The following is a 13,947-nucleotide window of genomic DNA, read 5'->3' as shown; positions in this document are numbered from 1 at the left end:
CAATGATACTGATCTCCCTGGTTAAAGAAGCTACGGCGGCCCTCTGGGCCAACCGTCTGAGGTCCGGCCTTACTGTCCTCGGTATGATAATGGGTGTGACCTCGGTAATAGCGATCGTAGCCACGGTCGAGGGGATGCAGGAAGATATCGAGCGATCGTTCGAATCGTGGGGGCCGAACACCTTCACGGTTACGCGCTTCGGCCTGGTACTTACCTGGGAAGACTACGCCAAGCGGATGAAGCGCAAGAAACTCACCCGCGAGTTGATTCCCCTGATAGAAGAAGGCTGTGTCAATTGCGCCCAGGTGGGGGCCGAAGGATACTCCTATGAAACCGTGAAATACGGCTCCAAGACGCGTCGTACCGAAGTGCGGGGGGAAACTCCCAACGTACTGGAGATGCGCAATTTCGATGTTACCGATGGCCGCTATTTTACCTGGCAGGATGAGTACCGACGCAAAAATGTCGCCTTTATCGGCCAGACCATTAAAGAAAAGCTTTTCCAGGGGGAAGACCCGGTCGGCAAGAAGATGCGGGTAGCGGGACGGGAGTTTCTGGTAATAGGGGTGGCGGAAAAACTCGATGGCACCATGGTTGACGGTATGGATGATTTTGTGGCCATTCCGCTATCGACCCACCAGAACATGTTTCGTCAACCCGGCAATCCCGTCAACCTGGTAATCAGCTCGACATCAACGGAAACACTTCAAACCGCCATGGATGAGGTGCGGGTGATTCTTCGATCGGTTCGTCGCATTCCGTACAGTGACACTGATGATTTCGAGATCGTAACCGCGGACACCATTCTCAGCTTCATTAACGACATCACGAGGGCGTTTCGGGCGGTAATGGTATCGATTCCGCTGCTGTCTATCGTTATTGGCGGTATCGTGATTATGAATATCATGATGATCTCCGTCACGGAACGAACACGGGAGATTGGCATCCGCAAATCGATCGGCGCGCGACGCAGAAATATCCTTCAGCAATTCCTGTACGAATCGCTGATATTATCGCTTATCGGGGGGGGCACGGGAATAATTACGGGCGTGTGGGTCGGTGAGTGGATGTTGTCATCGCTGATGGACATCTATGTCGCCCCGACCGGAATGGCTATCATCATGGGAGCCGGAATCGCTATCGGCGTCGGCCTGTTTTTCGGGATTTACCCGGCGATGAAAGCGGCCCGCTACGATCCCATAAAAGCGTTAAGCTATGAATAGAGATGCTATATGAGTAAATGGTTTGCCTCATACGCGGAGATTCGGGAAGGTGTCAAGCTGGCGCTGGAATCGATCCGCGGCAATAAATTCCGCAGCCTGATGACCATCGTCGGCGTCATGATCGGTGTCGGCGCCGTCATCCTGGTCAACACTATCATGGACGGTTTCAACGAGTACGCGGAGTCCTCGATTGACAAGATCGGCAGCAATGTCATGTACGTCACCAAGTGGTCCGAGGATACCGACTTTTCCAACCTTACCGAAGAGGAGCGACGACGCAAGGACATCACCATGAGAGAGGCCGAAGCTATCATGGAGATGTGCCCGCTGGTGAAGGCGGTTTCACCGGAAAAGAAGGCGCTTCGAAACGTCATCAAATACGGCGACAAAGAAGTTCATACGCCGGATGATTTCCGCGGGTGCTGGCCGACTCAACCGATTGTGACCAACCGCGATGTCGCTTTCGGGCGGTTTCTCGATGACGGGGACATGCGCCGCAAAGCTATGGTTTGTGTTATCGGCCCGGAGATTGCCGATGCTCTCTTTGAGACGCATGCCGAGGCGGTGGGCAAGGAACTGCGGATCAACGGTTACAAGTTTACTGTCATCGGAGTGCAGGAGAAGATCGAGGATCTGTTCGGCATAAGCGAAAACGATTTTATCTATATCCCCATGAGCACTTTCGATAAGCTTTATCCCAACACCGAGCGAGTTTACCTTTTGTGCAGCGCCACCAGCAAGGAGACCTTTTACCAGGCCTACGACCAGGTGGTCAATGCTCTCAGGCGGGTGCGCGGACTTCGGTCGGAAGATGAGAACAATTTCGGAATTCTCACCCAGGACAGATTCAAGGAGCAGGTGCTCGATATCACCAAGAAAGTGCAGCTTGCCGCCACGGCGGTGGCCGCGGTCGGTCTGATGGTAGGTGTAATCGGCGTGATGAATATCATGCTGGTGGCGGTTACCCAGCGAACGCGCGAGATTGGCGTGCGCAAGGCTATTGGAGCGCGACGCGTCAATATCCTGCTGCAGTTTTTGGTGGAAGCTGCCACGCTCACCGGGCTGGGAGGAATCGTAGGTATTCTTTTCGGCGCCCTCATCGGGCTGGTGATTACGGCCGCGCTGGATTGGACTTATTATCTGTCGCCGCTCTGGATTTTTATCGGGGTGTCGGTTTCGGCCGGTACGGGGATACTTGCGGGGATGTACCCGGCCTGGCGCGCCGCCCGCATCGACCCGATCGAAGCCCTGCGGTATGAGTGATAAAAAAAGAGGCCGATCAGGCCTCTCTTTTCCAATCAAAAAAAAGATCTATTACGGAAGCGGACCGCAGGGGTCGCCGTAGAAACAATCCCATTTCACCTTACCGCTGTTGCCTTTATAAATCGGGCAGCAGATCCAGGTCAATCCTACCGAGAAATCACATGTAGCCATGCAAATGCTGGTTGGGATAATATCCGCCTTCGTAACCGCTCCGCCAATCACAAAGGACACGGCAAATACGGCAATCAATGCCACGCTGAGCACTTTCTTCATTTTTTTCGCCTCCGATTAGATTCTTTGATGCTTCATCATAAAAAGGGAAGAAGAACAACCTTCTTCCCTCGGGTAGCGTAATCGTTTTATTCGCACCGGCCAATCTGGATACATCCGGGGCCGAGCGTGGTATTCGGTCCGCAGCACATAAACAACAGGGCTCGATGGCAAATTTCGCGACAATCGTCGGACCCCTTGGCCTGAGTCGGGCTGACCATGGCGCCCGCCACAAACGACATGACGAATACTACCAGCAACATGATGCCGATAAACTTCTTCATTGCCTTACCTCCTCGAAGTAATGAATGGTGTTTTTATACAGAGTGAGGTTTGTTTCCTGATTTTTCAAGCCGGCCGGAAAACCGCAAATGTGCCGCTGATACTATAATATTAAAGTAGACAAGAGCGTCGCATAAGTCAAGTATTACCTTGGTTGGAGCAGCGGTCCACAAGCCTCCGCCACGACAGATAATATTTCTGCCGGCGCAACTTTGCGGCCCTGGACTTGTAGAACTGTTGTCTCAAAGTCACTGGTAGTTTAACAGGATGGAGGGTTTTGTGAAAAGCAAAGTCGCCCTGATGGGATTGGCGGTACTGACGGTGGTTATCGCTTGTTCCGACGAGGAGACCACCGACGGTCCCTGCCGGTATGTCGAGTACCCGGGAACGGCCACTATTGTCTATATAGTCGATGATAGCGCCGGCGCCAGTATCTGCAGCAACGCCGTAATCGTGCTCTTTGATTTCCTGCCGGATGATCCCACCGCGCCGGACCGATATCTCTACCCGACCTACGCCGATACCGGTCGGCAACTGCTGGTGGGGACCGGATACCCGCCGCCGGAAAACTGGGTGGCCGGTGAGGGTCTGACCGCCGGGAGCGAGCACAGGTGCGTGCGTTCGGAGATCATCAGCGGAATGTGCACGCCGGTGGTATTCACTTTCTCCGATATCGATTATTCAAGCTGGACTGACTCGTGCCAGACGCCATAACTGACGGGTGCCGCAGGAGACAGTTTAGAAATGGAGTATTATGAGCTGCTATTTCGTGGCACAGATAACAATACACGACCCCGACCTGTATGAAAGATATCTCGACAGTTTTGACGAGGTTTTCGACAGGTACTCGGGTACGGTCGTTGCGGTTGACGATGCACCCGTCATTCTCGAAGGAGGCTGGCCGTGCACTCGAACAGTCTTGATTCGTTTTCGCGATAAGGACGAGGCCCAGAGATGGTACCGGTCTGAGGAATATCAGAAGATTGCCCGGTACCGTCACGGTGCCGCCGACGCCAACATCGTCCTGATCGAAGGCCGTAACTGAGTTGTTTAACCACAGGGCGCGCCCAAAATTTGTCTCCGCATTTTCGGTAGCCGCACATTTTTTGTGCGCAAGACTTCTCCATTTGTTATAGCTTGTCCAGCTACACGATTGTTACACAGTCACTTGTCAACTCCGGCACAGGCCTTGCAGAGGTGTCTGATGTGACAGACAATTTGATGTTAATTTTAAATCCAATAAATGTCGTTCAATAGAGACGGCAGGGAGAACTGAAATGAAACGGATTATTAGCTACACGGTCGCACTGACAATGTTATCGGTGAGTTTGTCGCCCAATCTGGCCGAGGCGGTTTCGGTGCGAAAGCGCAACTATTACTCGCTTGAGAACAGATCGCAGATCGAGGTTCGGTTCGGTGTCCGAAATGACACCCACGATCTGAATGATTTTTACACCGACCCGGCGCTGAGTCGCAGCGGCCTTGGAGATGCTTTCGTGTCTTTCGGATACAATTATTTTGCCGATGAGCGCACGGCGTTCAGTTTATCGTTGAAGGTTCTTGCTGCCGAGGAGATCGACTATCTGGATTTCGCGGGTGGTTACACCGAAGAATATAGCGTCGTGCCGATTTTTGTCGGAATGCGCCATTATCTAACGGCCCCCGGCCTGCGTTCGCCGGTCCGCCCATATATTACGCTCCAGGCCGGCCCGGTATTCGGCAGCCAGCGATTCCTGTATTACGGTTTGTACGACGACACTGACACCTACACGGCAGTCGGAGCGCACTTTGGAGGCGGCATCGATATGCAGGCCGGTCGCCACTTTATGATAGGCATCAACGCCGGTTACAACCTGATGTCGGATTTTGATATTGAACTGGGAGACAAGGACAACTACAGCGGCGCCGAATTTGGAGTGGGATTCGGATTCGTATTCTAAAACCAAGGTTCATATTGGCTGAAACGCGACATCATTATTTGTAACATGGCACAGGGCAGGAGCCGTAAGGCACCTGCCCCGTCTGGTTCCCAGCCATTTGTGCGACTGCTATTTGTTTTGCAGCAGGTACTTCTCGAATCTCTGTGTATTTCGTACGACAAAACCATCACCCTCCCGTGTCACAAACTGCGCCGCCAGCCCAAGCTCGTTGGCGAGTTCCCATCCGGCTTCGGGCCCCAGAACGTTCAGCCCTGTCGCGAGAGCATCGGCGCGAATGCACGTCTGGTCGATCACTGTGACCGAGGCCAGGTTGTGGGTGATGGGACGTCCGGTGCGGGGATCAATCAGATGCGAGTATCTCACGCCATCCTTTTCAAAATAATTCTGGTAGTCGCCCGAGGTGGCCATACAGATATTGTTGAGGGAAACGGTGGCCACCGTGCCGAAATCCGTTCCGGGTTTCTGTACGCCAACCTGCCAGGGAACGCCATTTTGGTTCACACCGGAAGCGCAGACCTCCCCGCCAATTTCGACGAGATAATTAGCATAACCCCGACCACGGATAATACCGGCGATCTGATCGACTCCATAGCCCTTAGCCACACCTCCCAGGTCGCTTTGGGCTCCGACAAACTCTTTCTTCACAGCCGGAGGCGACGACCTCACCGCCAGACGGTAATAGCCAACGTTGTCCAGAGCATTTTCTATCTGCTCATCGCCAGGGATTTGTCCGCTATCGGGCGATGGACCAAAGCCCCACAGGTTTACCAGCGGCCCGACGGTGATGTCGAAAGCGCCGCTGGTCAGTTCACTGACGCTTATTGAGTGCGCGACAACTCTCGAGGTGGCGATCGATACGGGAAACCAATCGGTGTCGTTGAATTTGTTGAAGGCGCTTATTTCGGAATTTTCGTCATAGACAGACATCTGGCGATTTATTTCGGCCAGCATGGTGTCAATGGCTGCCGAAAGTATCTGGATTTCGCTTTCAGGCAAGGTGGAGTCGGTGACAATCTTTACATGGTACTCGGTTCCCATCGTTTGGCCGGACAGCTCAGCCGGCGCCGGTTGCCGCGGGGTACTCGAGCAACCCGCGATGGTTATCAGCGACGTTACAACGATTACGGTCCATGGTTTGAAATTGCTGATGATGTCGGATGTCGATTTCATTATCACTTCTCCCTTGAACTTTCAAAACTGTGCGATCGCTGAAAATTACACGCAATGACCGTTTAACGCAACCGCTTATATCCAAGATGCGGCCCAAATCGTTGCGCTACGCCTAAATACGCATAAATACCCTATCTGGTTAGCATTCACTAACATCGTATTGCCGCGTATACTACTGTTTGGCAATAGATTAGATTGACAGTCCGCGAAGGGGCCTTGTGAAATTTTTCTCTTGCCAGAATCTCAGGCTATGCTTATCATATTCTCAAATTGAATCCGGGGTGCGCCCGAAGAAACTACGCTGTGCGAATTGGAAAAATGACAACAGTCTGCGAAAGTACCTCTTGTATCGGCAGGTTTCACAGCGCTCCGGTCTTAAGGAGATACATTACCATTGGCAAGGTGGCGGTGAGCCGATATAGGAGGCTGCATGAAAGACAAAGAGCGCGATAAGAAAGATAGCTGGGAAGGGCTGGTTTGGGAGCCGCACAAGTACAACGAGCGTAAGAAGCTGAAATCAGGTTCGTACCTTCGTTCCTTTTGCCCTCACTGCGATGCGGAGCTGACTCGCGACAATGTGATCCAGCTTGAAGTGATCAATATTGAGGGAGCCTCAGGTTCGCTGCAGCTCAGCCCGTATCTGAACGTCTTTGAGCACAAGACCGACATAAAACTACCGGCCGGCCAGGAGGCGCGTGACCTTCGATGTCCGGAGTGTCATAAGTCGCTGATGGTTGAGCGGTATTGTCGGGCGTGCGATTCACACGCGGCGTCCTTTTTAATCGGTATCTCGAACACCAAGGTTCCGTTTTTTATCTGCATGCGCGAAGGTTGTCACTGGCACGATATTTCCGCCGCCGATGAAACCCAAATAATCTTAGATGACAGCGATGAATGGTAAATTAGACAAAAAAACCAAATCCATTACACTGATAGTGATAGTGGTCCTGGCCGGGATTGCCGGAGTAGCGGGATTCGTAATGGAAAAATCACCCTCTCATGGCGAGCGCTATTATTGGAACAACCCGGGCGGGCCGGTGATGTTTGAGCACCGGGCGCATTTCGAAATGTCCGATGCCTGCGAGAATTGTCATCACGAGGTGATTAGAGGCGATGTCGAGCGCGATTGCAGCGAATGCCACGGGGAAGATTTCGACGCCAAGGATTTTGACCACGCGGACCTGATGGCGATTGAGTCGCACGAGTGCGGGTTGTGCCATCTCAAGGATGAATCGATGCCTATCCAGAATTGCCGGGAGTGTCACCCCAAAACACAGGACGAAGAAAACCGCATCGTGGCCTGCCCGGAATGTCACAGCGATGAGTATACCGAGGACACAATCACTCATGACGAGATGCTGGCTATTGAGGGGCATACTTGCGATGCCTGCCATGTGGTTAGGTCAGCGGCCGATGTTTACCACGAGCAGTGTGACCGCTGCCATGCCCGTGAAAATCCGAAATTGTTTGTCGATGAAAACGGCAATTCGCGTTGTAACGTGTGCCACCTGAAATGATAAGGATTGATTGAGTCTTCAATGGATTTCCTTAGCACCATATTGAGACCCTTTGCTCATGTACCGAGAATGACCGGGTTCGAGGACACTGTTGCCCGCATGCTGGAGCCCGAGTATGTTATCATTCCGCTGGAATACCCGGGACAGGTTCTTTACAAGCCGCTGGTCAAGGCGGGTACAAAAGTCCGAAAAAACCAGATTATAGGCAAGTCGGCGCTCGGCAACTGTGTCCACGCATCCGTAAGCGGCACGGTCAGAGAAATTAAGCCGATCTGGACCGCTCGCAGTTTCAACGTCCCGGCAGTCGTCATCGACCGAAACGACGAGCCGGCCTGGACGATGGATGACCTTTTCGAACAGTACGGTGTCCAGTATCAGTCGGCTACCAGGCTTCAGCGTCTCAAAGCGGCGGGGGTTGTCTCTCCGTGGACTTTGCCGGGACGGTTCCATCAGGAAGAGGATGTGGGCGATTTTCCCGATGTCCAGCATATCATCATCAAGGGAGTGAACGAGGAACCATCCGTTTTTATCTTCGAAATTCTCCTTCAGCGGCAGGCGGAAAAGGTTCTCAAGGGGCTCAATCGGCTTGGCAATCTGGCTCCGAAGGCTCAGAAGTGGCTGACAGTGCCCCGTCGGCTGGAAAGCTGGGCGAAAAAGCTGTTCGGTAGTCAGCTTAAGGTCGTGGTGCTCTCCGATGAGTACAAAGATCGCATCGAGCGGCTCGTGGTGCCGAAGATCACCGGGATCGATGTTCCCAATACGGAACCCTATCGCAAAAAGGGAATAGCCGTTGTTTCGGCTGAGTATCTGTTGAGTATGGTGGATGCTCTTGATGGTGTCGGGCCGTTCGTGACCAAACATCTCACGGTGTCGTCGGGTGATGGACAGGCGCCAGTGACGGTAGCGTTTCCGGTTGGCACGACCATTAAGTCTGTTTTAGCGGGAGTCGGTACCAACGGCAATTCCTATGGCAGGATAGTTGTCGGCGGCCCGATGAAGGGCAATGCCCAGTTTACCGATGAAACCCCGCTGACGAAATCGAGTCATGGAATATACCTGGTGCCGCGAGAGGCCATTCCCGAGGAAGTCAACCTGACGTGCATAAATTGCGGCAGGTGTACGCGGGCCTGTCCGGTGCGGCTGCAGGTTCACCTTATCGGCCGCTATGTTGAGCACGGTCTTCTGGCTGAGTCGAAAACGTTTCATCCCGAAGCCTGCAACGCCTGTGGTCTCTGCACTTATGTATGCCCCGCTCACCGGCCGCTGGTGCAGCTGATCAAAATGAGCATTCAATATGATAGGATAGAACTGTGAACGTTGTTACACTGAATCCGAACCCTCTAAATGTCGCCTCCAGTCCTCACTGGCGTGACGGCAGTTCGATAGCGCGTTCGCAGCAGGTCTGGCTGATAGCTCTCCTTCCGGCCATGATCGCCAGCGTCTGGTTGTTCGGCTTCAACAGTCTGCGCATTATCGGTATGACCGTAGTGTGTTCGGTGTCTTTTGACGCGCTGTCAAATATGGTGGTACCGTCAAAGGACAAAACCGCCAACTGGAGCAGCGTTACCATGGCCGTTTTGCTGGCTTTCACTATGCCTTATAACGCCCCCTGGTGGTTGCTGGTCGTTGGCAGCTTTATCATGATTGTGATCGGCAAGAAGCTCTTCGGCGGCTACGGCGCCTATCCGGTTCACCCGGTCCTGTTGAGCTATGCGATAATGCGGGTTTCATGGCCGCAACGGTTCGATTTCACGGCCTCGATGGTTACGATTGAATGGTCGCAGAAAATGGTTGAACCGCTCAGGCTGGTAAAAACACTTGGAAGCAGCATGGAAAGTGCCTATTACTGGAAAGATCTTCTTCTGGGACGACAGGTCGCCGGCATCGGCAATGGATTGGTTCTGTATTTGCTCATAGGCGGGATAATCCTTCTGCTCGCCCGGCAGATAACCTGGCATATTCCGGTGGCGTTCATAGGCGGGCAGCTCTTCATGGCCGGCGTACTGCATCTTGCCGACCCGGCTCAGTATGCCTCCCCGTGGTTTTACCTGCTGGCCAGAGGTACCGTTTTCGCGGCGTTCTTTCTGGCTACCGAGTACACCACCTCGCCCGTGAACAGGATTCCCATGCTGATATATGGTTTTCTGGGGGGAGTGCTGCTTATGCTGATTCGCGCGTTTTCCATATATGTCGATGGCGCGGCGTTTGCCGTTCTTCTCATAAATCTGTGCAACCCGCTCTTGGACAGGATTGCCCCGAAGGTGAAGGGTGTCACGGAGGTGTCCCGTGCGTGAGATAATCAGACTGGTAATCGTTCTGAGCGTCATTTGCGGGGTTGCCGCCGGAGCTTTGACACTGGCCCGGCAAACACTCTCGGAGCGTATTGAGCTTCAGAGCGATTTCTACGTGCGGGGTCCGGCCTTGGAACGTCTGTTCAACCGCCCGGCAGCCGAGTTGCTGGTTAACAAGATTACGTATGCTTCGGACGGACGTCTCTATCCGATCTTTTATTGGAAAGAAGGCGACGATGTCGCCGGGCTTGCCATCGAAGCAGCCGGCCAGGGCGGCTATGGTGGCGATATAATGATCATGATCGGCGTTGATCTGAAAGCCGAAAAAATTATCGGGATCGAAATCATCGAGCACAAGGAAACGCCCGGTGTCGGATCACAGGTCGAGAAAATGTCTTTCCGCAGGCAGTGGAGCGGCTTGTCGGTTGAACAGCCGGTGCAGCTTGGCCAGCAAATCGACGCTATCAGCGGCGCGACATATTCCTCCAGAGCGGTCGTCGCCGGAACCAATGTCGTTGTAGATTTGATGACATCGCACCGGCAGGATATCCTGGCTGCCATCGAACAGGAAAAGCATCAATGACGATAGATTCAAATTCGATAGAGGGATACCATGGAGTTTAAAAAGGTACTTGTACACGGCTTATGGCGTGACCTTCCGCCGTTCAGACTGGTTTTAGGTTTGTGTCCCTCGCTGGCAGTGACCTCGGCGGCCGAGAACGGGCTGGGTATGGGACTGGCGGTAACTTTCGTGCTGATATTCTCCAACCTGTTCATCTCGGCCCTTCGCAAGGTGATTCCCGACAAGGTTCGCATAGCCAGCTATATCGTAATCATCGCCACGCTGGTGGTTATTGTCGAGATGGTCATGAGGGCGTTCTTCTTCCCGCTGTCACAGCAGCTCGGCATATATATTCCACTGATCGTGGTGAACTGTATCATTCTGGGACGCGCCGAGGCCTTTGCCTCGCGTAACGGCATGCTGCTTTCGATGACGGATGGTTTGAGTGTGGGAATCGGTTTTACCATTTCGCTGACCCTGGTCGGGTCGATAAGGGAGATACTCGGATCCGGATCATGGCTCGGAATGCAAGTGATGTGGAACAGTTTTGAGCCGTTTGAGTTCATGGTGAAAGCCCCCGGTGCGTTTATTTGCCTCGGAATCATGCTGGGGTTGATGAACGCGTACAGCCGTATGCGCGGCGAGACGTTTATACAGACTTAGGCGTAGGAGATGACAATGGAATTGCTTCTGTTAGCGATAGCCGCCATTTTCGTAAATAATATTCTTCTGGCGCAGTACCTCGGCAACTGTCCGTTCTGCGGTGTTTCCAAGAAATTGGGTACGTCGATAGGTATGGGAGCGGCGGTTGTTTTCGTGGTAACCCTGGCTTCCATTTTCACCTGGTCGGCTTATCACTTCATCCTCAAGCCATATGACCTGGAGTTCATTTCCACGCTGGTGTTCATTCTCATCATCGCCGCGCTGGTTCAATTTGTCGAGATCTTCTTGAAGAAACAGAGCCCGGCTCTCTACAACGCTCTGGGAATTTACCTGCCGCTGATCACCACCAACTGCGCCGTTATGGGTGTCGCCCTTTTGAATATCAAGAATGATTTTGGTTTTGTCGATATGGTCGTTTATTCGTTTTCGGCGGCGTTCGGGTTCGGCTTGGCCATCGTATTGTTTGCCGGACTTCGGGAACGACTGCTGGTATCGCCGGTGCCACGGGCTATGCAGGGTACGGCGATCGCGCTGGTGACGGCCGGCATTATGTCGCTGGCCTTTCTCGGGTTTTCGGGAATGGTTAATTAGCAATGAAGGTGGAATTGTAATATGTTGTTACCGATCATAGTGCTTTCGGGGATCGGGTTTATAGCCGCCGTCGGATTGGGTATTGCCGCCCGTGTATTTTATGTGAAAGAGGATCCGCGTATAAAAGGCGTCCTCGATATACTCCCCGGCGCCAACTGTGGCGGTTGCGGATTTGCCGGCTGCGCAGCGTGCGCCGAGGCGATGGTGCAGGGACAGGCCGAGGCTAACGCATGTGTGGTGGGTCAAACGGAAGTCGCCAACCAGGTGGCCGAGTTTCTGGGTATGAAACTCATGGATACCGAACCGCAAATCGCCTGTCCGGATTGTCAGGGCGGTTTGCGCGCCACGAAAAAGTACGAATACGCTGGATTCGATGACTGCCGCGCGGCGGTGCTGTACTTTCATGGCCACTTGATCTGCAACCATGGTTGCCTCGGTCTGGGAACATGCGTCAAGTCGTGCAAGTTCGGCGCCATAAGTATGGGGGAGAACGGTCTTCCCAAATTCCACCCCGAACTGTGCGTCGGCTGCGGCGCCTGTTCCAGAGCGTGCCCGAAGGGGATAATATCGCTCATCTCCGAGAAGACGAAAATTCTGCATTGGAACCAGTATACCGAATGTCTGGCGCCGTGCCGCCAAAAGTGTCCGGCTCAGATAAATATCCCGAAATATATCCAGCACATCAAGCGCGGCGAGTATGCCGAGGCGCTTTTGACTATCAAGGAACGTAACCCCCTCCCGCTCACCTGCGGGCGCGTCTGTCCCGAGCCCTGCGCCCTGGCCTGCCGGCGTACTATCAACGACGAACCGGTGGCTATCAACTATCTCAAACGCTTCGCCGCCGACTGGGAGATGAATTCCGGAAGACGTCTGCGCATTCCGGTGGCGCCGGCGACGGGCAAGAAGGTGGCTATCATAGGTGGCGGACCCGGCGGACTTTCGGCAGCTTACTATCTGCGTCGTCTGGGACACGAAGTCGCCATATTCGAAAAAATGCCGGCTCTGGGCGGTATGCTCCGCTATGGAATCCCCGAATACCGTCTGCCGAAAAAGGTTCTGGACTGGGAGATTCAGGGGATTCTCGACCTGGGAATATCTGCTACCACCAGCGTCGAGTTCGGCGAAGACTTCAGCATGGATTTCCTCCGGGCTGAAAAGTATGATGCCATCTTCGTCGCCGTGGGCGCATGGAGCGAACAGCAGTTGAACATAGAAGGCGCTGATCTCCACGGCGTCTTCAGCGGTATCGCTTTCCTCGAGCGTATGCAGTCGGGCGAGGAGCTGCGTATCGGTGATCATGTAATAGTCATCGGGGGCGGTAATACCGCTATCGATGCCGCCCGCAGTTCGCTGAGGATGGGTGCGAAGAGAGTGACGATTGTGTATCGTCGTTCCCGCGACGAAATGCCGGCCAACCCGGCCGAGATTGTCGCAGCCGAAGAAGAGGGAGTGCAGTTCAGATTCCTCAGCGCACCGCTGAAGATTGTCGGCAATGATGGTTTTGTCAGCGGACTGGAAATTCAGGGAATGAAGCTGGGCGAGCCGGACCCGAGCGGACGCCGCCGTCCCGTAGCGGTCGAAGGGACTGAAGAAATAATAGGCTGTGATCTGGTGATTCAGGCTGTCGGCCAGTTCCCGAACCTCGACTTCCTCAAGGAGAAGGGGCAACCGAACCTTCAGACCACCAAATGGAACACTATCGATGCCAAAGAAGATACTTTGCAGACGGACGTGCCGTATGTTTTCACCGGCGGTGACTGTTTTACCGGTCCGGGATTGGTGGTTGAGGCTATCGCGGCCGGACGCTTTGCCGCACGCTCGATTCATTACTATATGATGGAAGGTAAAATACCACCCATCCGCGACAGGCAGAAGGGGTTTATAGAGGACTCGCTTCACAAGTCCATAGTGGGTGTCGAGGCCAAACCGCGCGTCCATGAACCTGTCGTTACCCTTGAAGACAGGCTGGGTACGTTCAAAGAGGTTGAGGGAACGATCGACGAGGAAGACGCCGCATACGAATCCGGTCGGTGTCTGAACTGCGGTATATACTGTTACGATCATGACCTCGAGGCGAGAATGCTCGCGGAGCAGGAAGCCGCCAAAGCAGGACAGTAGGTTTTCAGATAGATTCAGCCGGCCGACGCCAACCGGTGTTGCGGGTCGGCGACAACC

16 protein-coding genes are annotated in these 13,947 nt (G+C 53.7%); 13 read left to right on the top strand and 3 right to left on the bottom strand.

What is annotated here, in order from left to right; translation table 11 throughout:
* The first annotated feature begins 2 nt into the window (after positions 1-2).
* A complete protein-coding gene (locus AB1483_09685; GenBank protein ID MEW6412728.1) occupies positions 3-1,223 on the top strand; it encodes an ABC transporter permease in 1,221 nt (406 codons plus the stop codon).
* Positions 1,224-1,232: 9 nt separating this feature from the next.
* Positions 1,233-2,486 (top strand): ABC transporter permease, encoded by a 1,254-nt coding sequence (locus AB1483_09680; protein ID MEW6412727.1) that lies wholly within the window; start codon positions 1,233-1,235, stop codon positions 2,484-2,486.
* A 51-nt stretch (positions 2,487-2,537) separates the two neighbouring features.
* Here the strand turns inward: AB1483_09680 and AB1483_09675 are convergent, their stop codons facing one another.
* On the bottom strand, positions 2,538-2,759 hold the full coding sequence (locus AB1483_09675; protein ID MEW6412726.1) for a hypothetical protein: 222 nt from the start codon (positions 2,757-2,759) through the stop codon (positions 2,538-2,540).
* Between the two features lie 86 nt (positions 2,760-2,845).
* Entirely contained in the window at positions 2,846-3,040 is a 195-nt protein-coding gene (locus tag AB1483_09670; GenBank protein MEW6412725.1) for a hypothetical protein, read from the bottom strand.
* 277 nt (positions 3,041-3,317) lie between these two features.
* Between AB1483_09670 and AB1483_09665 the strand changes: the two genes are divergently transcribed.
* From AB1483_09665 to AB1483_09655, 3 genes are all read left to right on the top strand, one after another.
* Complete coding sequence (locus AB1483_09665) at positions 3,318-3,752, top strand: hypothetical protein (GenBank protein ID MEW6412724.1); 435 nt, start codon at positions 3,318-3,320, stop codon at positions 3,750-3,752.
* Between the two features lie 40 nt (positions 3,753-3,792).
* Positions 3,793-4,083 carry a DUF1330 domain-containing protein gene (locus AB1483_09660; GenBank protein MEW6412723.1) on the top strand — a complete coding sequence of 97 codons (291 nt, stop codon included), beginning with the start codon at positions 3,793-3,795 and terminating at the stop codon, positions 4,081-4,083.
* A 232-nt stretch (positions 4,084-4,315) separates the two neighbouring features.
* Complete coding sequence (locus tag AB1483_09655) at positions 4,316-4,978, top strand: hypothetical protein (GenBank protein MEW6412722.1); 663 nt, start codon at positions 4,316-4,318, stop codon at positions 4,976-4,978.
* 108 nt (positions 4,979-5,086) lie between these two features.
* Here the strand turns inward: AB1483_09655 and AB1483_09650 are convergent, their stop codons facing one another.
* Positions 5,087-6,148 carry an FAD:protein FMN transferase gene (locus tag AB1483_09650; protein MEW6412721.1) on the bottom strand — a complete coding sequence of 354 codons (1,062 nt, stop codon included), beginning with the start codon at positions 6,146-6,148 and terminating at the stop codon, positions 5,087-5,089.
* Positions 6,149-6,578: 430 nt separating this feature from the next.
* Between AB1483_09650 and AB1483_09645 the strand changes: the two genes are divergently transcribed.
* Genes AB1483_09645 through AB1483_09610 form a run of 8 tightly spaced genes read left to right on the top strand, consistent with a single transcriptional unit; the run spans position 6,579 to position 13,890 of the window.
* Complete coding sequence (locus tag AB1483_09645) at positions 6,579-7,049, top strand: hypothetical protein (GenBank protein ID MEW6412720.1); 471 nt, start codon at positions 6,579-6,581, stop codon at positions 7,047-7,049.
* Positions 7,039-7,665, top strand: a complete 627-nt coding sequence (locus tag AB1483_09640) for a cytochrome c3 family protein (protein ID MEW6412719.1) — start codon at positions 7,039-7,041, stop codon at positions 7,663-7,665. The genes AB1483_09645 and AB1483_09640 overlap by 11 nt, the downstream gene beginning before the upstream one ends.
* Before the next feature lie 21 nt (positions 7,666-7,686).
* Positions 7,687-8,979 (top strand): 4Fe-4S dicluster domain-containing protein, encoded by a 1,293-nt coding sequence (locus AB1483_09635; protein MEW6412718.1) that lies wholly within the window; start codon positions 7,687-7,689, stop codon positions 8,977-8,979.
* Entirely contained in the window at positions 8,976-9,959 is a 984-nt protein-coding gene (locus AB1483_09630) for an RnfABCDGE type electron transport complex subunit D (GenBank protein ID MEW6412717.1), read from the top strand. The genes AB1483_09635 and AB1483_09630 overlap by 4 nt, the downstream gene beginning before the upstream one ends.
* Entirely contained in the window at positions 9,952-10,539 is a 588-nt protein-coding gene (locus AB1483_09625) for an FMN-binding protein (protein ID MEW6412716.1), read from the top strand. The genes AB1483_09630 and AB1483_09625 overlap by 8 nt, the downstream gene beginning before the upstream one ends.
* A gap of 30 nt (positions 10,540-10,569) precedes the next feature.
* Complete coding sequence (locus AB1483_09620) at positions 10,570-11,181, top strand: electron transport complex subunit E (GenBank protein MEW6412715.1); 612 nt, start codon at positions 10,570-10,572, stop codon at positions 11,179-11,181.
* Between the two features lie 15 nt (positions 11,182-11,196).
* The gene (rsxA, locus tag AB1483_09615; protein MEW6412714.1) at positions 11,197-11,772 is read left to right on the top strand and encodes an electron transport complex subunit RsxA; all 576 of its coding nucleotides are present in this window, start codon (positions 11,197-11,199) and stop codon (positions 11,770-11,772) included.
* A 21-nt stretch (positions 11,773-11,793) separates the two neighbouring features.
* Positions 11,794-13,890 (top strand): FAD-dependent oxidoreductase, encoded by a 2,097-nt coding sequence (locus AB1483_09610; GenBank protein ID MEW6412713.1) that lies wholly within the window; start codon positions 11,794-11,796, stop codon positions 13,888-13,890.
* The last annotated feature ends 57 nt before the right edge of the window (positions 13,891-13,947 follow it).

It is taken from the genome of Candidatus Zixiibacteriota bacterium, assembly GCA_040756055.1.
Lineage (GTDB): Bacteria > Zixibacteria > MSB-5A5 > GN15 > FEB-12.
Note: the sequence above shows the minus strand (reverse complement) of the source record. Positions and strands in the feature narration are given on the sequence as shown.

What these genes read in the sequence shown, in the direction of transcription:
- AB1483_09685 (MEW6412728.1), top strand. Translation starts at nt 3, where the DNA reads ATGATACTGATCTCCCTGGTTAAAGAAGCTACGGCGGCCCTCTGGGCC.
- AB1483_09680 (MEW6412727.1), top strand. Translation starts at nt 1,233, where the DNA reads ATGAGTAAATGGTTTGCCTCATACGCGGAGATTCGGGAAGGTGTCAAG.
- AB1483_09675 (MEW6412726.1), bottom strand. Translation starts at nt 2,759, where the DNA reads ATGAAGAAAGTGCTCAGCGTGGCATTGATTGCCGTATTTGCCGTGTCC.
- AB1483_09670 (MEW6412725.1), bottom strand. Translation starts at nt 3,040, where the DNA reads ATGAAGAAGTTTATCGGCATCATGTTGCTGGTAGTATTCGTCATGTCG.
- AB1483_09660 (MEW6412723.1), top strand. Translation starts at nt 3,793, where the DNA reads ATGAGCTGCTATTTCGTGGCACAGATAACAATACACGACCCCGACCTG.
- AB1483_09655 (MEW6412722.1), top strand. Translation starts at nt 4,316, where the DNA reads ATGAAACGGATTATTAGCTACACGGTCGCACTGACAATGTTATCGGTG.
- AB1483_09650 (MEW6412721.1), bottom strand. Translation starts at nt 6,148, where the DNA reads ATGAAATCGACATCCGACATCATCAGCAATTTCAAACCATGGACCGTA.
- AB1483_09645 (MEW6412720.1), top strand. Translation starts at nt 6,579, where the DNA reads ATGAAAGACAAAGAGCGCGATAAGAAAGATAGCTGGGAAGGGCTGGTT.
- AB1483_09640 (MEW6412719.1), top strand. Translation starts at nt 7,039, where the DNA reads ATGAATGGTAAATTAGACAAAAAAACCAAATCCATTACACTGATAGTG.
- AB1483_09635 (MEW6412718.1), top strand. Translation starts at nt 7,687, where the DNA reads ATGGATTTCCTTAGCACCATATTGAGACCCTTTGCTCATGTACCGAGA.
- AB1483_09620 (MEW6412715.1), top strand. Translation starts at nt 10,570, where the DNA reads ATGGAGTTTAAAAAGGTACTTGTACACGGCTTATGGCGTGACCTTCCG.
- rsxA (MEW6412714.1), top strand. Translation starts at nt 11,197, where the DNA reads ATGGAATTGCTTCTGTTAGCGATAGCCGCCATTTTCGTAAATAATATT.
- AB1483_09610 (MEW6412713.1), top strand. Translation starts at nt 11,794, where the DNA reads ATGTTGTTACCGATCATAGTGCTTTCGGGGATCGGGTTTATAGCCGCC.